Here is a 17,122-nt window from a genome sequence, read left to right on the forward strand (position 1 = left end):
CGTTCCGGTCATTTTGACCCGGGCGCGGACCCTCCATTACAGTTGACTCTTGCATGATCCGCCCGGTCCGCCGGAGGCTCACGCGGTGCTTCCTTAGCTCAGTCGGTAGAGCGTTTCACTCGTAATGAAAAGGTCATCAGTTCGATTCTGATAGGAAGCTCTGAAGAACCCCGCCATTCCTAGGAATGAGCGGGGTTTTTCTTTTGTGGTGGTCGGCCCGGGGGCCTCTTATGGCCCTTTTTGCCTGGCGCGCTCGTTGTAATTCTCAGGTCCTCCATGCGCCACACCCCACCCAATGCGTGGGCCCCAGGACCCCAAGAGCGCGGTAATGAACCTTCGTGATTGAGTCCACTGTGCGTCCGAGCGTGATTGGGCCCACTGTGCGCCCGATCCGGCCCTTCTAAAGCGGCTTATGGCCGCGACCACCGAATCACGGGAAGCTCGTCCTAGGTTGATTCGCAAGCTCCGGCATTGCCCTGGCCATAGCCCCGATGGCGTCCATTAATTCGATGCCCCACGGGTTAGTTCTCCGCCGACGGCGGGTGGGCCTCTGCAGCGGAGCTGCCCGATGACACGGGCGAAACCGCGGAGGTAGGAACGCTCACCTACCGCCCCTCCCGGCGCTGTGTGAGACGTGGTCCGGCCTCAATCCAGCCAAAGACGGGTAGTCGCCTTAGCCGGGCTGGGGCCAGTTGGCGTGCGGGGGTGCAGGCCGCACTGGCGCCGCCACTGAAGGGTTCCAGCCAGATTCAGACGCCCATTGGCCCCAGCAGGGGCTCAAAGGTGTCGCTGAACAAAGGAGTCATGCGGGCTTTGCCGCCGACGATAGCAAGGCGCGGGCGAGCAGATCCGGAGCAAAATTTTGGGGGGGTGATGTGTGCGGCCAGCCGGCGCCAGCTCCCCAGGCCGCGGCGCTACGATTCATTCGGGGGTTGGCCCCGTTGACGAAAGTCCAATTGAGGAACTAGGTCTTCCCATTTTGTCGATTCAGTGTATTGTCCGCTTTGCGGGCACCTGCGCCCGCGACGCTACTGGGGGAAGCAAAATGCTTGTGACTGTAGGCTGGGGCGCTCTGCCGCCACTGCGGACGGCACTGCACGTGACGCTACGTCCATGCGCGCCCAACTCCGCACTAACCCTGCACGGTTCGCATAGCACGCCGGCCAAGGGTCTCCTGAAAGGTCTCCTATGAGCCAGCCCCCGTATCTCGCACCCTACCCGCCCGCGAACTCATACGGGCCGCCGCAAATGAGCCAGAAATCGTTCCTGACGACATGGCTGCTCTCGCTCCTCCTGGGCGTTCTTGGTGTCGACCGCTTCTACCTCGGCAAGGTCGGAACAGGCATCCTCAAGCTCGTCACCCTTGGCGGCCTTGGCATCTGGGCCCTCGTCGACCTCATCCTGCTACTCACCAACAGGACGCGGGACAAGCAGGGGCTTCCGCTGGAAGGTTACGGCCGGCACAAGAGGCTCGCGCTGATCATCACCGTCTGCGTCATCCTGCTCAGCCTGATCGGCAACTCTGCAGCCCGCGCCGGATCCGGTACGACGTCCGCCACGGCGAAAAACTCTGTGGCGGCTGCAGCCGCCCCGGCCCCGGTGGAGACCAAGACGGAGGACCCGGCAGTTGCCAAGGCGAAGGCCGACGCTGACGCAGCAGCTGCCAAGGCGAAAGCAGATGCTGACGCCAAAGCAAAAGCTGACGCTGATGCCGCGGCTGCGAAGGCCAAGGCCGACGCTGATGCGAAAGCAAAGGCTGACGCCGACGCGGCCGCCGCAAAGGAGAAAGCCGATGCGGATGCCAAAGCGAAGGCTGACGCTGATGCCGCTGCCGCGAAGGCCAAGGCCGACGCTGAAGCTGCAGCTAAGCTCGGCACCCTCAGCCAGCAGAACGCCCTGCGTGCAGCAGCGGACTACCTCGACTACACGGCGTTCTCCCGCAAGAGCCTGATTGACCAGCTCGTCTTTGAAAAGTATTCCGTCGCTGATTCGACCTGGGCTGTGGACCGCGTGAAAGTCGACTGGAACGAACAAGCGGCCAAATCTGCCAAGAGCTACCTGGCCTACACATCGTTCTCTCGGGCAAGCCTTCTCGACCAGCTGATCTTTGAGGGCTTCACCCCGGAGCAGGCCGAGTACGGCGTCAGCACGACAGGCCTCTAAGGGGCGGACACCTCTGCCAGCAGCGCCGCTGCTTCCTGCCGGGCCGCCACATTGGCGGCCCCCAGGAGGGTCGTCGATGAGTGCAGGGCACACTGACAATCTGGTGAAACTCCGGCCCAACTTCCACCCCGCCCGCCACATGGCCCAGGTGCCCAAGAGATCACCGAGATGCACGGTGAAGGCTTCGAGGTGGACTCTATCGAGTCCGACGTCCTGCCACAGAAGGCGCCCGGACGAAGGTGGGGCCGAATGGGCCAATGCCGAGCTCCATGGATAGCCGCTATGTCCTCGATGAAGCTGTCTCACGTTCCCCCATCCAAATTCGTGGCCAGCCTCGCCGGTGAGGGACCCCACAACGAAGTGCTGTGGGCCGTTGCGCATTCTTAGGAATGAGCAGGAACGTAACCCGCAGCTCGGGGACCTGCGGGCCGAAGCCATTCAGGCCGGCGGTCCCTGGCGCCATTCAAAATGGTGGAAATCCGGCTGGGCCCACGAGCCGCCCCAGTCGAAGCCCAGGCCTTGCAGGATTTCCGTCAGGGGATGATCTGCAGTGAAGACTCCGGGCCGGGCGCTGCGGTCCACGTTCGAGTCGTCCGGGTACCAGATTCCGTCCTCGGCCAGGTAGGGGTTCAGCGCCGGGTTGATGTCCACGGCCAGTCCCCACGAGTGCATGGACACCCTGTCAGTGCCGGCAATCGTGCGGTAGTTGAAGCACGAGGTGTTGTTGGCTGCCATGGAGACGAAGTCATCGCCTTTGAAGGCCGGATCGTCGATCGGAATGGCCTGCCGGATGGGAAAGCCCATCTCCAGCGCGGCGGTGAACGCCTCCAGAATCGGGGCCGCGATCATCCGGTGGACGATGAGTGTGCCCTCGTGGACGGCGTCGTCGAAGCCGAGGTGATCGAAGCTGACCGCGCGGAGGTCCGCCGTGGCTACCGGACAACCCTCGCGGTACGTGTGCGGGAGCATCTGTGCGGTGACGTTCTTGACGCGGCTTTCGGCAGGTCTTGGCATATTCATCATTCTGGCGGAGTCCGGACGGACGGTCCGTCTTAGTACCAGTTGTTGGACACTTCGTGGTCCCAGGCGCCGCAGGGCGACCCGTACCGTCCGGCGATGTAGCCGAGCCCCCAGGAAATCTGGGTCCGGTAGTTGGTCAGCCAGTCGGATCCGGTGGACGAATACTTCTCCGGCGGCAGGGCCTGCGCGACGCCGTACGCGCCGCTGGAGGGGTTGGTGGCGTTGGTCATCCAGCTCGACTCCTGGTTCCAGAGCTTGACCAGGCAACCCATCTGGTCCCCACCCCAGCCGTGGGCGCCGAGCTGGCTGGAGGCGAACGCCTGGGCGCCGGCAGGGTCGTTGACGGCGCCGCCCGGAATCTCCGGGGTCACCACTGTAGGGGCCGGCGCGGGTGCGGGCGCGGGTGTCCGCGCAGCCGCCGCAGCGTCAGCCGCTGCAGCAGCCCTGGCCGCCGCTGCCGCCGCCTCAGCTGCTTGCCGGCGGGCTTCCTGCTGGGCTTCGTAGGCGGCCTGGGCTTCCTGCCCGGCGCGGAAATTCTGCTCAACCGCGGCGCTGGTGTCCTTGAGGGCCGCCAGCTGCGCCGTGAGGGTCCCGCTGTATTTAGTTTCCTCGTCGACTTTCTCCTGGGTGGCCCGCTGGGCGTCCTGGGCGGCGGCCAGCTTGGCCCGGGCGTCGTCGGCGAGCCGCTGGTTTTCGGCCTGCTCAACCGACTGCTGGGCATCCAGGGACGCCGCAGCAGCCTCGGCGGCGCGGGAGTTGTTGTACAGGTCCGTGGTCCGTTGGGCGACGAACTGCATGACATCCAGCTTCTGCAGGCCGTCCTTGCTCTGCAGGGTGTCCATCACCGAGAACGGCCCGAGGTCCGTGGCCCCGCCCATGTAGTCGTGTGCGGCCAGGGCACCGGTTTGCCGGTGAAGCTTGTCAGCGGTGGCATGGGCTGCGGCGGTTTTCTCTTTCAGGGAGGCCAGCTTCGCCGTCGAGGCCTCGAGGTTGTTGTGCGCCACGGCGTAGTCCAGTCCCGCCCGCACCGCAGCGGCACCCAGGGAGGAAGCCTGCTGCTGCAACCCGTCCAGGAGGCCGTTGATCTTCTGGATCTCGGTGTCTTTCGCATCGACATTGCCCTTGGCGGCCTGGACGTCAGCCCACGAGGGGTAGCCGGAGGGCGGCGCGTCGTCGGCCCCGGCCGTCGGCGCGGCGGCCACGGCGGCCAGCAGCGCGACCGTCAGCACCGCGCAGGCTTTGCCCATCGGCACCCTCAACATGAACGTAGAACCCCACATAGGCACCAGAGCCTACTCGACGGCGCTGGGCGTCTTCCGTGAGGGCCCTGCGCCGCCTAGATCTCAGGCCGGCAGGGACCCTGGCCGAGCATCGACAGGCCCGTGAGGTCGCCGGCTTGGTAGGTGGTCACGCCGATCGAGTCGGTTGGGTTCATCAGCTGCGAGGGGTCCTGCACATGGTCCAGCCCCACAACGTGGCCGAGTTCGTGCTCGATCACGCCGCGGGCCTGTGCCGGACCCTCGCGGCCGATCATGGCCTGCATCGCAGGCCCGTTCAGTTCCAGCTGGCCGCTGACATACGTGAAGCCCGAGTTGCCGATGCTGACGGCTTCGCTGCCGCCCAGGCCCATGACGTTCGTGCCCACGGCCTTGTTCGTGAAGCGCGGCTCTTCCGCCGTCGTCTCCCAAGCGATCAGCACCGGCGCCCAACGGTTACCGTACCGCTCCGGCTGGTAGGACTTGTGCTCGGCCGCGGGCGCCTCGGAGGTGGCGCCGTCGTCGATGAAGACCAGCCCAGTGGCGCGCGAGACTGCGGCGACGGCCTCCCGGATCAGCGCCGGCCCGTCCGCCGGCGAGTTTGCGGCGCGGGTGACGTAGTGGATCGGCCGGCAAGGGTCGTAGGTGTACGGCTTGCCGTCGTCCCCCTTGTGCAGGAACGCGTACGACGGCGACGTGCGGGCAAGCGGGGCCGGGGAACCAAGCGGGGATGCATTTTCCTCCAGGCCTCCCGGCGGGTGGTCCGTTACGGCCCGCGGCGCAGGAGCCGCGCCGTCAGCGGCACCGGCTCCAGGGGCGGCGGGCGGCTGGGCGGCCCCTGTGCGGCGCCGGCCTTCGGCAGCGGCTGCCCCGCCGGTCCGGGAAGGAAACGTCCCAACAATCCGGACGGCGACAGGTCACCGTGCAGGTACAACGCGCCGGCGGCGATCAGGACCGCGGCGCTGACCACCGCGACGGTCCGGAACAGCAGCCCCAGCACCCGGCCCGCGGCCCGGGAACTCCACCGCCCCAAGGACTCCCGCGGTGCGCGCGCCTCCTGCTCCTCCCACCAGGAAGCTGCCCCGTCCGGGCCGCCGGTCATCTCCTCGAGCTGCCAGGCTGCGACGCGCGGCGGCCCGGCATCGTGCCCGGGCGGCGGAAAGTGGTTCTGGGGCTCAGTCATCGTTGCTCATACTCTCACCATCGTCCGCGGCCCGGCACCTGTAAGCCCGGCCGCGCCGCACGGGAGCCCTTGTAGCCGGGCTCCCGGTGGGCGATTCTGATGCCATGGAAGGCCCAGCACCGGACCCGCCGGATCCTCAACCGGCCGCCACGAGCGGGACACACCCGCGGCCGAGGAACCGGGCCCCGGGAGGCAGCCCCGTTCCGCGGCGGAACCGCGCCTGGGGCACCGTGGCGGGCTTCGGCCTCGTCAGCCTGGTCACCGACTTGGTGTCCGACGGCGCCCGTTCCCTCGCCGGCCCCCTGCTCGGCCAGCTCGGCGCGACGGCGCTGGTGGTGGGGCTGGTCACCGGCGGAGCGGAGGCGGCGGCGCAGGGCCTGCGGGTGGTGTTCGGTCCCTGGGCGGACCGCACCCGGCGGTACTGGAGCTTCACCGTGGCCGGGTACGCCATGACCGTGGTGAGCGTGCCGCTGCTGGCGGTGACACCAAGTCTGGGAGCGTCAGGACTGGCCGCAGCCTCGGCGCTGATCATCGCGGACCGGGTGGGCAAGGCCGTCCGCAGCCCGGCCAAGACGGTGCTGTTGGCTGCCGCAGCGGCGGACGTGGGCCGCGGGCGGGGGTTCGCCGCCCACAAGGCCCTGGATTTGGTCGGGGCCTTGCTGGGTCCGGTGCTGGTCGCCGCGGTCTTGGCCGCGACGGGTCTCCTGCAGGCCGCGTTCGCCGTCCTGGCCATACCCGCAGTCGCTGCCCTGACGCTCTTGGTCTGGCTCCGCCGGCGGGTACCCGGCCCGGGTGCCGGTTCCGGCGGCGCGGCGGCGCCGTCGTTGTTCTCGCCGGTCTTCCTGCGCTTTGCCGTCGGCGCCTTCTTCTGGAGCGCCGGGCTGGTGGCGTTCGGCGTAATTTCCTTCCACCTGAGCACCGCGGTCAATGTCCCGGTGGCCGTGGTGCCGCTGCTCTACGCCGCCGCCATGGGCGCCGCGGCGCTCGGCGCGCTGGCCAGCGGATACCTTTACGACCGTGCCGGCGGGGCGGTGCTGCTGGTGCTGCCGGTGCTCGTCGCGCTGGTGCCCGTCCTGGCCCTTTCGCCGGCCGCTGGGCCGGCGCTGGCGGGCGTGGCGGTCTGGGGCGCCGCGACCGGAATCCAGGATTCGACGGTCAAGGCGCTGGTCGCGGACATCGTCCCCGCGGCGCGGCAGGGTTCGGCGTACGGGGTGTTCGCAGCCTTCGAGGGTGCGGGGGCGTTGGCGGGCGGGGCGCTGTACGGAGCGCTCTACCCGTTCCGCCCGGCGTTGGTGGCGACCGTCGTCGCGCTCCAGGCAGTGGCCCTGGTGCTGTTGCTGGCGGCGGTCAGCGGGACCAGACGGACACCGCGCCCGAGTGACCGGTGACGATGGTCTGGTAGATGAAGAAGGCGCCGGCCAGGGCACCCGCGACGAGGAGGATGATCCGGACGGTGCGGTTTTCCCGCAGGCTGCCCAGGAAGGCGAAGCGGCGGCCGATCGGTTCGTAGCTGACCACGATCATCGCGGCAACGAATACGAAGAAGATCACCGAGACGTACTTCAGTACGTCGCCCTGTTCGGCGTGTTCGTGGATCAGCTTGCTCGCCGGGCGGGCCTTCTCCAGCTGCTCGCCGGCCTGCGCGGTCACCAGGGTCACCGGGACCAACAAGAGCGACAGCACGGCCAGCGGCCAGGCCAGGAGCCGGCGCCAGCGGGGGCTACGGCGTACACGATCGCCGCGACGCCGGCGATGGGGCCGAGGACGACGACGGCGTGGACAAGGAGGATGTGGGCCGGGAGGCCGGCAATCTCAATCACGTGGGGGCTCTCCTACGATGAACGTGCGCTGCGCGCCCCCGGCGATTGGGCCGGAGCTTCTATGATTCTTGCATGTCAACGGACCAGCTGGCGGGCATCGCGGCGCGGCTCTACGCCACGGCGTTCGACGCGTTTGTCCCGGCGCGGGCCGCGGCCGCGAAGGAGCTGCTGGCCGCGTCGGAACCCACCCCGGAAAGCCTATCCCTGGCGGCGGAGGTCCGGACGCTGCCCAAGCCCTCCGTCAGCGCCTGGGCGGTGAACATGCTGGCACGCCGGCGCCCCGAGCTGCTCGCCGGACTGGCGGAGCTGGGGACCGCCATGCGCCGGGCGCAGGACAGCCTCGACGCCGCCGCGCTACGCAGCCTGGGACGGGAGCGCCGGACCCAGCTGGCGGCCGCCGTCGACGCGGCCCGGGACGCCGCCGCCCAGCAGGGGCGCGCCATCAGTGGGGCCATCGCCACGGAAATCGAGGAGACCTTGCGGGCGGCGACGGCGGACCGGGGCGCGGCCGACGCGGCGTGCAGCGGACGGCTGTTGCGCGCCTTGAGCGCGGACGGCGTCGACGTGGTGAACCTCGACGGCGCCGTGGCCGTTCCCGGAGCGCCCGGTCCCGTGACCGGGGTGAAAGCCGGCCCGAAGGGAGCCACGGGGGCGCCCCGGCCCTCGGGGGAAAAGGCGGCGGGCGCCGGGGCGAAAGCCACGGAACGGTCTGAACCCCGGTTGCGCGCGGTGGGACAGCGGCGGCCGCCCGGCCCCAGCGCGTTGGAGCGGGCCCAGGCCGCGCTGGAGGAGGCATCCGAGGCTGCACTCACCAGCCGCGGGGAGGAAGACCGCACGGCGGCGGCGCTGAACGAAGCGGCCGAACAGGCAGAGGCCCTGTCCGCGGAGGTGGCGCGGCTGGCCAAGGAACTCGCGGCGGCGGAAGAACGCCTGCGGGAGGCCCGGAAGCAACGGGAGTCCGCGGTGACGGCGGCCCGGCAGGCCGGCCGCGCCGCGGACCGGGACCGCCGGCGGGAGGACCTGGCCCGGGAGCGTGTCCTGCGGTTGGGCGACACACCGGCCGGCTAACGGCGTGAGTGTCAGAGGCCGGTTGCAGACTTAATTCCATGGAACAGCAACAGGCATCAGCAGCAGCCGAATACTGGGAAGTGACCTATCTGGACGGCGATTGCGGACGGATCCGCACCGAGTCCTTTGACGACGCCGCATCCGCCGAGCGTTTCGCCTGCCGCCAGGTGCGGGACGAGGACGGCTGGGCGGTCATCGACGTCGTGCGCCCGACGGCGGCCCGCGCCGCCGCCTAAGCCCGCCGCTCAGGCGCCGGAGAGCCCCGCCGCTTGGGCACCGGCCGAGCCCCGCCGCTTAGGAGCCAGCCGATCAGCGGCGGAGCAGGCACGGCAAAGGCCCCCGCGGACGTGACGTGGTCACGCCCGCAGGGGCCTTGCGAGGCGGTGAGGTCCGCCGGCTTCGCGGCTTAGGCGAAGTCGGACACGGCCGGGTCGGGGCCGATCCGGCCGGCACCCTCGGCGGAGCGGTCCAGGCCGTTGATGGCCTGGATGTCGGTCTCGTCCAGGGTGACATCCAGGGCCGCGTAGTTCTCGCGGATCCGGGACTCGGTGACGGACTTGGGGATCACGACGTTGCCGATGGCCAGGTGCCAGGCGATGACCACCTGGGCCGGGGTGGCATCGTGCTTGGCGGCGATCTCCTTGATGACAGCGCTCTCCAGCAGCTCTCCGCCCTGGCCCAGCGGCGACCAGGCCTGGGTGAGGATGCCGTTGGCGGCACCGAATTCGCGCAGGTCAGCCTGGTTGAAGAACGGGTGCAGCTCGATCTGGTGGATGGCCGGGACGACGCCGGTCGCATCGATAAGTTCCTGCAGACCTTCCTTGGAGAAGTTGGACACGCCGATCGACTTCACGCGGCCCTGCTTCTGGAGCTCGATGAGAGCCTTCCAGGTGTCCACGTACTTCTGCTGCTTGGGCTGCATCCAGTGGATCAGGTACAGGTCCAGGGTTTCCAGGCCCAGGCGCTCCATGGACTCCTCGAACGCCTTCAGGGTGGATTCGTAGCCCTGGTCCGAGTTCCACAGCTTGGTGGTGATGAAGATTTCCTCCGGCTTCAGGCCGGAGCTGGCGATAGCGCGGCCGACGCCGGCCTCGTTTCCGTAGATCTTGGCCGTGTCGATGTGGCGGAAGCCGGCCTCGAAGGCCTGGCCTACGACCTTTTCTGCGACGTCGTCCTCGACCTGCCACACGCCGTAACCGAGCTGAGGGATGGTGTTGCCGTCATTGAAAGTCAGTTCAGGTGAAGAAGTCATTGTTGTATCCTGCCAAGCCCTCGGTCCGGAAACCAGCGTTGCGGGCGCGGCTAAGCTAGCCGCTTAACCCGGAATATCCCTACGCCCCTTCGTTGGCGCGGAGACGGAACGCGTTATGAGGCGGCGGCGAGCTGCCGTTCGGCGTCTTGGACGTGTTCGACGACGTTCTCGGCACGCCGGCGCACCGATGCCGCGCCGACCGGGATCGGGCCCACGGCCAGGCGCAGCATCGCGGCAGCCTCCGCCGTCATGGCCAGCGAGTTCCCCGCCGTGGAAAGTGCCCGGTGCACCGCGGCGAGGTTCCCCGGGATGTCCAGGCCCTCGCTGGGCGAGCGGCGCTGGGCCTCGGTGCAGACCGCACGGACCCGGACGGCCAGGTCGGAGAGTTCGTTGGCGATCTCGACGAGTTCCCCGTACAGCGCTTCGTCCTCGACGCCTTCCAGGACCTGGTGGTAGCGGTCCAGGCCCCGGACGAAGCGGTCGTGGGCGCGCCGCCAGAGGCCCTTGCCGAGTTCGGCGTCGTCCTTGCGGCCCTGCCGTGCGGCGCTGAAGAATCCCATGGCGCCCTAGAGGTACTGGCCCGGGCCGTGGTCCGGGTCCGCGGGCTGGGCCGGATCCGCGCCCGGCCGCGGCTCCGCTGCCCGCTGCGGTTCGCCGTTCTCCCCGATGATGACGCCGGGGGCGATCATGGTGCCGGGCGGCAGCTGGCGTAGCTGCATCTGGGCGGCTGCGTGTTCGCGGGCGGCGTGCTGGGCGGCGATGGCGGCCTGGATGCCGTGGAAGAGCCCCTCCAGCCAGCCGACCAGCTGGGCCTGGGCGATGCGCAGCTCCGCGTCAGAGGGGGCGCCGCTCTCGTTGAAGGGCAGGTGGATGCGTTCCAGTTCCTGGACCAGCTCGGGGGCCAGCCCATCCTCGAGTTCGCGGATGGAGCGTTCGTGGATTTCGGCGAGCCTGACCCGGGCGGCGTCGTCCAGCGGGGCGGACTTCACCTCGTCCAGCAGCTGCTTCAGCATGGTCCCGATCCGCATGACCTTCGCCGGTTCGTCCACCAGATCCTGGACGTGGCTGCCGCGCGGCCGGCCGGGTGCGGCCGCCTCGGGGGTCTGGGTGCCGGACGACCCGTCCGGAAGCGTGGTCTCGGGTGTGCCTGCGGGGGTGGCTATGCCCTCCACGGGGGTCTCCTCGCCGGGCTGCACGTCGGTCGGCTCGCTCATGGCTTCATACTCTCACGCGGATCCGGGCTGGGAAGGGCTTCATGACGCCGGGGCACGTCACGCGCACACCCACGGCCGCCCGCCACCAGGAACAAAGCCCGGAACACGCAAGCGCCGCCGGGGAACAGGGGTTCCCCGGCGGCGCCGTCGTTGATCAGGTCCGGGCCTAGCAGCACCGGCCCTGCGGGTTGGTGTCCTGGCGGTCCGTGTGGTCCCGCCAGAATTCCCGCTCGGTGAGCGGGGGCCCGGTGTGCCCGGAATCCCGGTGGTGTTCCAAGTACTTCCGGTACGCGTCGGCCCCGAGGACGCCGCTGAAGTAGCCGGCGAAACCGCGCAGGCCCGTGAGGAGCGCATTCATGGCCGGCTCCGTTAGTGCCGCGCCGAGTGTTCGAGCCGGCGGTCGGCGGGCAGCTTGTCCCACTCGGCCTGCAGCTCCCGCTCTGCCGGGGTGGGGAAGACGCCCGCCGGGGCGAAGACGCGCGACGGCTGCGCGGGGTCCTCGTACTCGACGTTGGCGATGCCCTTGGCGGCGTTGCGGTAAGCCTTCACGGCGGCGATCACGGCGGTGATGATGACGATGATGCTCAGCACCACGAAGATCACCGAAAGCCAGCCCTGGATCATGGTGTTGCGGACCACGGCTTCCATGGCCGCCGTCGTCTTCGCCGTCCCGAAGGAGGTCTTGCCGTCGGCGAGGGCCTTGGCGAACGCCGCGTTCTGGGCGAAATAGCCCACCGCCGGCACCGGGGAGAAGATTTTGTAGAAGCTGGCGGTGATGGTCACGACGGCCGCAAAGGCCAGCGGGAGCGCCACGATCCACAGATACTTGAACGTCCCGCGCTTGGCGACAATGGCCAGCACGACGGCGAGGGCTATCGCTGCGAGCAGCTGGTTGGCGATGCCGAACAGCGGGAACAGCGTGTTGATGCCGCCCAGCGGATCGGTGACGCCCATCAGCAGCACGGCGCCCCAAGCCAGCACCATGACGGCGGTGGTCAGCCACGCGCCGGGCCGCCAGGAGTGGTCCTTGAACTTGGGGACGAAGTTGCCGATCGAGTCCTGCAGCATGAAGCGGGCCACGCGGGTGCCGGCGTCGACAGCGGTGAGGATGAACAGCGCCTCAAACATGATGGCGAAGTGGTACCAGAACGCCATCATGGCGGTGCCGCCGATGAACTGCTGCATGATGTGGGCCAGGCCGACGGCCAGCGTCGGGGCGCCGCCGGAGCGGGAGATGATGCTCTGCTCCCCCACGTCCTTGGCGGTCTGGGCGAGCACGTCCGGGGTGATGTTGACCCCGGCCAGGCCCAGGCTGTTGACCCATTGCGCGGCCGTTTCCACGGTGCCGCCGGTCAGCGCCGTCGGGGCGTTCATGGCGAAGTAGATGCCGCGGTCGATCGAGATGGCCGCCACCAGCGCCATAATCGCGACGAAGGATTCCATCAACATGCCGCCGTAGCCGATCAGGCGGGTCTGGCGTTCCTTCTCGATCAGCTTGGGCGTGGTGCCGGAGGAGATCAGGGCGTGGAAGCCGGAGAGGGCACCGCAGGCGATGGTGACGAACAGGAACGGGAACACGGCGCCGGAGAAGACCGGGCCGTTGTCCCGGGAGGCGAACTCGCTGAACGCCGGGACGGCGATTTCCGGGCGGACCACGATGATGGCCAGCGCCAACATGACGATCACGCCGATCTTCATGAAGGTGGAGAGGTAGTCACGCGGGGCTAGCAGCAGCCACACGGGCAGGATCGCGGCGATGAAGCCGTAGATGATCAGGCCCCAGGCGATGGTGACCTTGTCCAGGTGGAAGAACGCGGCGCCCCATTCGGTGCCGGCGACGGCGCCGCCGCCGATGATGGCGGCCATCAGGAGCACGAAGCCGATGATGGAGACTTCCATGACCTTGCCGGGCCGGAGGTAGCGCAGGTAGACGCCCATGAACAGGGCGATCGGGATGGTCATGCCGACGGAGAAGACACCCCAGGGGCTCTCGCCGAGGGCGTTGACGACGACGAGTGCCAGGATGGCGACGATGATGATCATGATCAGCAGCGTGGCGACCAGGGCGGCGGTGCCGCCGATGACGCCGAGTTCCTCGCGGGCCATCTGGCCGAGGGAACGGCCGCCGCGGCGCATGGAGAAGAAGAGGACAAGGTAGTCCTGGACGGCGCCGGCGAGGACAACGCCGATGATGATCCAGATGGTGCCGGGCAGGTAGCCCATCTGCGCGGCGATGACCGGGCCGACGAGCGGGCCGGCGCCGGCGATGGCGGCGAAGTGGTGGCCGAAGAGGACGTTGCGGTCCGTGCGGACGTAGTCCTTGCCGTCGGCCTTGTATTCGGCCGGGGTGGCGCGGCGGTCATTGGGCTTGGTGATGTACCGCTCGATGACCTTCGAGTAGAAGCGGTACCCGATCAGATAGGTGCAGACAGAGGCGAACACGAACCAGATCGCGTTGACCGTCTCGCCGCGGATGATCGCCAGCATGAACCAGGCGACGCCGCCCAGCAGGGCGATGGCGGCCCAGAGGGCGATCTTCCCCGGGGTCCACTTACGTTCTTCCGCCTCGCGGGCAGTCTCGTCAACGGCCGTCGGCGGCAGCCCCGGCACCGGCGTGATGCCGTCCTCGGGATCAGCGGTCTGTGGCCTGCCAGCTGGCATGGTGCCCATGTCTCCTCCTTGAGAAACCCATCGGACAGGCCAATGGTCAGACCTGCCCCAAGGCACCTTACCAACGTGCCGGGCCGAGCGGGTGCCGGCGGCGACGCCGCGCCGCACCGATCGCCGGACGGTAAGGTCGCCGCGCCCAACGGCGGCTCAGGCGGGGCCGGTGAGTTGCATCAGGCGGGCCTCGCAAAGGTCCAGCCAGCGCACCTCCGCCTCCGTCTGGAAGATCAGGGAGTCCAGCACCAGCAGCCGGGCGGTGTCGGTGAGCCGCGGTTGGGCGGCCGCGTCGCGGCGGGCCCTGGTGTATTCCTGCAGCGCACGGATGGAGACGGCCCGCTGGGCCTGGATGATTCCGCCGACGTCGGCCCCGGGAAGCGTCAGGGCGAGGGCGAGTTTGATGGCCAGCTCGTTCCGCGGCGGGTTACTGCGCCCCACCGGGGTTCGCAGCCAGGTCCGCACTTCGTCGGCGCCCGCCGGGGTGAGGCTGTAAAGAATGTGGCCTGCGCCGTCGTCGCCGTCCCGGGAGATCATGCCGTCGCGCTCGAGGCGGTCCAGGGTGGTGTAGACCTGCCCGATGTTAAGCGGCCAGGCGGAGCCGGTGCGTTCGTGGAATTCCGTCCGCAGCTGGTAGCCGTAGCGGGGGCGGTCCTGCAGCAGCGCGAGCAGGCTGTGGCGGATAGACATGGTGTATCCGACGCTAGCAGGGCGACGGGATACACGCGCCCCAAGACGCGTGTATACCGTGCATGGAATTACAGTATCGTGATTCGCCCGGCGTGGCGTGCCTGGCTATGCCCGGAACGGCATGTTTCCGCTCACATCACCAGCAGGATCTTGCCCATGTGCTCGCCGGAGTCGAAGTAGCGGTGGGCCTCCCGGACCTGGTCAAGGGGAAAGGTCTTGGCCACCAGCGTCCGGATCTGCCCGTCCACCAGGAGCGGCCAGACGGCGTCGCGGACCGCGTCCATGATGACCGTCTTTTCCTCCACCGGCCGGGGCCGCAGCGACGTGGCGATGATCGCCGCCCGCTTGCGCAGCAGCTGCCCCAGGTCCAGCTCCGCAGTGGTCCCGCCCTGCAGCCCGATCACCACCAGCCGGCCGTAGTCCGCCAGGGCCTCGATGTTCTTCGCGAGGTACTTGGCCCCGACGACGTCGAGGATCACGTCCGCGCCCCGGCCGCCGTTTTGCGCCTTGAGGCTCGCCGGGAAATCCTCTTCGGCATAGTTGATCGCGATGTCGGCGCCCAGGAAGGCCTTGGCGGTTCCCACCTTCTCGTCGTTGCCGGCGGTGGTGGCTACGTGCGCCCCGAGCGCCTTGGCCATTTGGATGGCCATGGTTCCGATGCCGCCGGTGGCGCCGTGAATCAGGACGGTCTCGCCGGCGCGCAGCTGGGCGGTCATGACGAGGTTGGAGTACACGGTGGCCGCCACCTCGGGCAGGGACGCTGCGGTGACCAGGTCCACGCCGTCGGGGACGCGCAGCACCTGTCCGGCCGGTACCGCGACCTGCTCGGCGTAGCCGCCGCCGGCCAGCAGTGCCACCACCTTGTCACCCTGGGAGAAGGGTTTGGTGACGCCTGGGCCAAAACCCGCGATCCGGCCCGAGACCTCGAGCCCGGGGATCTCCGAAGCACCCGGGGGCGGCGGGTAGAACCCGCGGCGCTGTTGGACATCCGCCCGGTTCAGCCCGGCGGCCACGACGTCGATGAGGACCTCACCGGGGCCGGGCACCGGTGCGGGAACGTCCCGCACCTCCAGGACCTCCGGTCCGCCGGGCTCTGAGATGTAGACAGCCTTCATGGAGTTCTCCGCTTCTTCACCGATGTCTTGCCTGCCCGCCGGCCACGGCCAGCCGTACGTGCACTTCCCCCAGCCTAGGACGCGGCAGGGACACCGGCGACGACCATCAAGACTTTTGTGGCCGTCCGCCGACTATGAAAGACTACGCGGGAGGGAAGGTTGTCCGAGCGGCCGAAGGAGCTGGTCTTGAAAACCAGTGTGCGGTAACCCCGTACCAAGAGTTCGAATCTCTTACCTTCCGCGGGATGCGCCCAGGGCGCGCCACAAGGCCGGTGGCCGCAGCTGAGAGGCTGCGGACACCGGCTTTTCCCGTACCTGGGGGGCTCTTGGCCTGTTTGGACGCCTCCGACACGGAAAAATGCGGACGGCCGGTTTCGGGGCGGGCACGGGCGGTGGACCTACGGTGGACCTAAACCACGAAAGGACGCCCCTATGACCTGCGACGGCTGCAGCACTGCCTCGAAACTCGACTTCGATTTCAGCATGGCTTTTCAGCCCATTTACGACGCCGTCGCCGGCCGTGTATGGGGCTACGAGGCATTGGTGCGCGGGCTCGCCGGTGAGGGTGCCTACTCGGTTCTGTCACAGGTCTCCCCCGAACAGAAGTACCGCTTTGACCAGGACTGCCGGGTCAAGGCGATCGAGCTCGCCTCCCGCCTGTTCCCTGCGGACGAGCCCCTGATGCTCTCGATCAACTTCATGCCGAACGCCGTCTACGAGCCCGCCGCCTGCCTGCGTGCCACGCTGTCCGCGGCCCGGCGGAACAACTTCCCGACGTCGGCCATCATGTTCGAGTTCACCGAGAACGAAGAGGTCGCTGACACCGCGCACCTCCAGAACATCATCACCGAATACCGCAAGCACGGCTTCACCACCGCCATCGACGACTTCGGCGCCGGGCACGCAGGCCTGGGCCTGCTGGTGGACTTCCAGCCGGACCTGCTCAAGATCGACATGAAACTGCTCCGCGACGTGGACACCAGCCCGGCCCGGCAGGCCGTGGTGGACGGGATCGTGGGCATCGCCGAAAAACTCGACATCACGGTCCTGGCCGAGGGCATTGAAACCGAGGCCGAGTACCTCATGCTGAAGGCCGCCGGCATCCGCCTCTTCCAGGGGTACTGGTTCGCCAAGCCCGCTTTCGAGGAACTGCCCGCCGTCCGCGACGTGCACGGGGTTCCCGCCGTCGCGTAAAGGCACCGGCGCGTAAGGTCACCGGCGTTACCGCCCGCCTTGAGACGGTCCGGTGCACGTGAAAGAGGGCCGCGGGTCCGACCATTCGGCCGGAACCTGCGGCCCTCTTTTCTGATGCTTTGTAGCTATCGCCTGTGATCGATCGGCCTGCTGATGCCTAGATCATCCCGGGGTACGTGGACATGATGTAATCCGCGGCTGCCGGGCCCTTGATACGGAGCGGCGTGCGGCCGGGACGGATGCGTTTTTGTCTCATCGCGGCCCAGAAGGTGTCTTCGGGCCGCGGAACGGACTGGGTCAGGAAGCACCAACTGGTGTAGACGCCGTAAAGGCAGTCACGGTCGACGCCGGCCATTGCGGAGGCGTCGGAGGTGGTTGCTTCGAGGAGGAACTGGTCAAATTGCGAATCTGCCAAGGTTGGCTCATTTCCGCTGGGGTGCTGTGGTGCCGCCGAGCGCTGCAGCGGCGAACCGGACCGCCATGCAC

Annotated in this window: 19 protein-coding genes and 2 tRNA genes; 7 read left to right on the forward strand and 14 right to left on the reverse strand. The window is 68.4% G+C overall.

Annotation, left to right across the window (positions count from 1 at the left end; translation table 11 throughout):
• The first annotated feature begins 87 nt into the window (after nucleotides 1–87).
• Nucleotides 88–160 (forward strand) — tRNA-Thr (locus tag ACRQ5B_RS03345).
• A 1,088-nt stretch (nucleotides 161–1,248) separates the two neighbouring features.
• Entirely contained in the window at nucleotides 1,249–2,163 is a 915-nt protein-coding gene (locus ACRQ5B_RS03350) for an Ltp family lipoprotein (RefSeq protein ID WP_412884898.1), read from the forward strand.
• A 438-nt stretch (nucleotides 2,164–2,601) separates the two neighbouring features.
• Here ACRQ5B_RS03350 and ACRQ5B_RS03355 read toward each other — a convergent pair whose 3' ends face one another.
• The 4 genes from ACRQ5B_RS03355 to ACRQ5B_RS03370 all read right to left on the reverse strand — a co-directional run bounded on the left by ACRQ5B_RS03355 (nucleotide 2,602) and on the right by ACRQ5B_RS03370 (nucleotide 5,622).
• Nucleotides 2,602–3,177, reverse strand: coding sequence for a M15 family metallopeptidase (locus ACRQ5B_RS03355; protein ID WP_432396933.1), 576 nt, complete (start codon nucleotides 3,175–3,177; stop codon nucleotides 2,602–2,604).
• A 38-nt stretch (nucleotides 3,178–3,215) separates the two neighbouring features.
• The gene (locus tag ACRQ5B_RS03360; protein WP_432396936.1) at nucleotides 3,216–4,430 is read right to left on the reverse strand and encodes a coiled-coil domain-containing protein; all 1,215 of its coding nucleotides are present in this window, start codon (nucleotides 4,428–4,430) and stop codon (nucleotides 3,216–3,218) included.
• 89 nt (nucleotides 4,431–4,519) lie between these two features.
• The gene (locus tag ACRQ5B_RS03365; protein WP_432396939.1) at nucleotides 4,520–4,882 is read right to left on the reverse strand and encodes a matrixin family metalloprotease; all 363 of its coding nucleotides are present in this window, start codon (nucleotides 4,880–4,882) and stop codon (nucleotides 4,520–4,522) included.
• Nucleotides 4,883–5,205: 323 nt separating this feature from the next.
• Complete coding sequence (locus tag ACRQ5B_RS03370; protein ID WP_432396942.1) at nucleotides 5,206–5,622, reverse strand: hypothetical protein; 417 nt, start codon at nucleotides 5,620–5,622, stop codon at nucleotides 5,206–5,208.
• Between the two features lie 230 nt (nucleotides 5,623–5,852).
• Here ACRQ5B_RS03370 and ACRQ5B_RS03375 point away from each other — a divergent pair, with 230 nt between their 5' ends.
• Nucleotides 5,853–7,010: an MFS transporter gene (locus ACRQ5B_RS03375; protein ID WP_432396945.1), complete on the forward strand. Its 1,158-nt coding sequence runs from the start codon at nucleotides 5,853–5,855 to the stop codon at nucleotides 7,008–7,010.
• Here the strand turns inward: ACRQ5B_RS03375 and ACRQ5B_RS03380 are convergent.
• The gene (locus tag ACRQ5B_RS03380; protein ID WP_432396948.1) at nucleotides 6,970–7,305 is read right to left on the reverse strand and encodes a hypothetical protein; all 336 of its coding nucleotides are present in this window, start codon (nucleotides 7,303–7,305) and stop codon (nucleotides 6,970–6,972) included. The two genes, ACRQ5B_RS03375 and ACRQ5B_RS03380, sit on opposite strands and share 41 nt — an antisense overlap.
• A complete protein-coding gene (locus ACRQ5B_RS03385; RefSeq protein ID WP_432396951.1) occupies nucleotides 7,278–7,442 on the reverse strand; it encodes a hypothetical protein in 165 nt (54 codons plus the stop codon). Before ACRQ5B_RS03385 ends, ACRQ5B_RS03380 begins: the two co-directional genes overlap by 28 nt.
• A gap of 72 nt (nucleotides 7,443–7,514) precedes the next feature.
• On the opposite strand from ACRQ5B_RS03385, the gene ACRQ5B_RS03390 reads away from it, so the two are divergent.
• Nucleotides 7,515–8,510, forward strand: coding sequence for a hypothetical protein (locus ACRQ5B_RS03390; RefSeq protein ID WP_432396954.1), 996 nt, complete (start codon nucleotides 7,515–7,517; stop codon nucleotides 8,508–8,510).
• A 38-nt stretch (nucleotides 8,511–8,548) separates the two neighbouring features.
• The gene (locus ACRQ5B_RS03395) at nucleotides 8,549–8,746 is read left to right on the forward strand and encodes a hypothetical protein (RefSeq protein ID WP_412884891.1); all 198 of its coding nucleotides are present in this window, start codon (nucleotides 8,549–8,551) and stop codon (nucleotides 8,744–8,746) included.
• Nucleotides 8,747–8,916: 170 nt separating this feature from the next.
• Here the strand turns inward: ACRQ5B_RS03395 and ACRQ5B_RS03400 are convergent, their stop codons facing one another.
• The 7 genes from ACRQ5B_RS03400 to ACRQ5B_RS03430 all read right to left on the reverse strand — a co-directional run bounded on the left by ACRQ5B_RS03400 (nucleotide 8,917) and on the right by ACRQ5B_RS03430 (nucleotide 15,442).
• Nucleotides 8,917–9,762, reverse strand: coding sequence for an aldo/keto reductase (locus ACRQ5B_RS03400; protein ID WP_432396956.1), 846 nt, complete (start codon nucleotides 9,760–9,762; stop codon nucleotides 8,917–8,919).
• A gap of 113 nt (nucleotides 9,763–9,875) precedes the next feature.
• Nucleotides 9,876–10,322 carry a hypothetical protein gene (locus ACRQ5B_RS03405; protein WP_432396959.1) on the reverse strand — a complete coding sequence of 149 codons (447 nt, stop codon included), beginning with the start codon at nucleotides 10,320–10,322 and terminating at the stop codon, nucleotides 9,876–9,878.
• A 6-nt stretch (nucleotides 10,323–10,328) separates the two neighbouring features.
• On the reverse strand, nucleotides 10,329–10,976 hold the full coding sequence (locus tag ACRQ5B_RS03410; RefSeq protein ID WP_432396962.1) for a bacterial proteasome activator family protein: 648 nt from the start codon (nucleotides 10,974–10,976) through the stop codon (nucleotides 10,329–10,331).
• A 166-nt stretch (nucleotides 10,977–11,142) separates the two neighbouring features.
• Nucleotides 11,143–11,334, reverse strand: coding sequence for a YbdD/YjiX family protein (locus ACRQ5B_RS03415; RefSeq protein WP_364136614.1), 192 nt, complete (start codon nucleotides 11,332–11,334; stop codon nucleotides 11,143–11,145).
• A gap of 11 nt (nucleotides 11,335–11,345) precedes the next feature.
• Nucleotides 11,346–13,637, reverse strand: a complete 2,292-nt coding sequence (locus ACRQ5B_RS03420) for a carbon starvation CstA family protein (RefSeq protein ID WP_432398686.1) — start codon at nucleotides 13,635–13,637, stop codon at nucleotides 11,346–11,348.
• A 156-nt stretch (nucleotides 13,638–13,793) separates the two neighbouring features.
• Complete coding sequence (locus tag ACRQ5B_RS03425) at nucleotides 13,794–14,327, reverse strand: PadR family transcriptional regulator (protein WP_432396965.1); 534 nt, start codon at nucleotides 14,325–14,327, stop codon at nucleotides 13,794–13,796.
• A gap of 131 nt (nucleotides 14,328–14,458) precedes the next feature.
• Nucleotides 14,459–15,442, reverse strand: coding sequence for an NAD(P)H-quinone oxidoreductase (locus tag ACRQ5B_RS03430; RefSeq protein WP_432396968.1), 984 nt, complete (start codon nucleotides 15,440–15,442; stop codon nucleotides 14,459–14,461).
• A gap of 153 nt (nucleotides 15,443–15,595) precedes the next feature.
• Between ACRQ5B_RS03430 and ACRQ5B_RS03435 the strand changes: the two genes are divergently transcribed.
• A tRNA-Ser gene (locus tag ACRQ5B_RS03435) sits at nucleotides 15,596–15,683 on the forward strand.
• Between the two features lie 242 nt (nucleotides 15,684–15,925).
• Nucleotides 15,926–16,636 (forward strand): EAL domain-containing protein, encoded by a 711-nt coding sequence (locus ACRQ5B_RS03440; RefSeq protein ID WP_432396971.1) that lies wholly within the window; start codon nucleotides 15,926–15,928, stop codon nucleotides 16,634–16,636.
• A gap of 157 nt (nucleotides 16,637–16,793) precedes the next feature.
• Here the strand turns inward: ACRQ5B_RS03440 and ACRQ5B_RS03445 are convergent, their stop codons facing one another.
• The gene (locus tag ACRQ5B_RS03445) at nucleotides 16,794–17,051 is read right to left on the reverse strand and encodes a hypothetical protein (protein ID WP_412884883.1); all 258 of its coding nucleotides are present in this window, start codon (nucleotides 17,049–17,051) and stop codon (nucleotides 16,794–16,796) included.
• Between the last annotated feature and the right edge of the window lie 71 nt (nucleotides 17,052–17,122).

Source organism: Pseudarthrobacter sp. L19, assembly GCF_050859435.1.
In the GTDB taxonomy this organism is placed as follows: Bacteria; Actinomycetota; Actinomycetes; order Actinomycetales; family Micrococcaceae; genus Arthrobacter.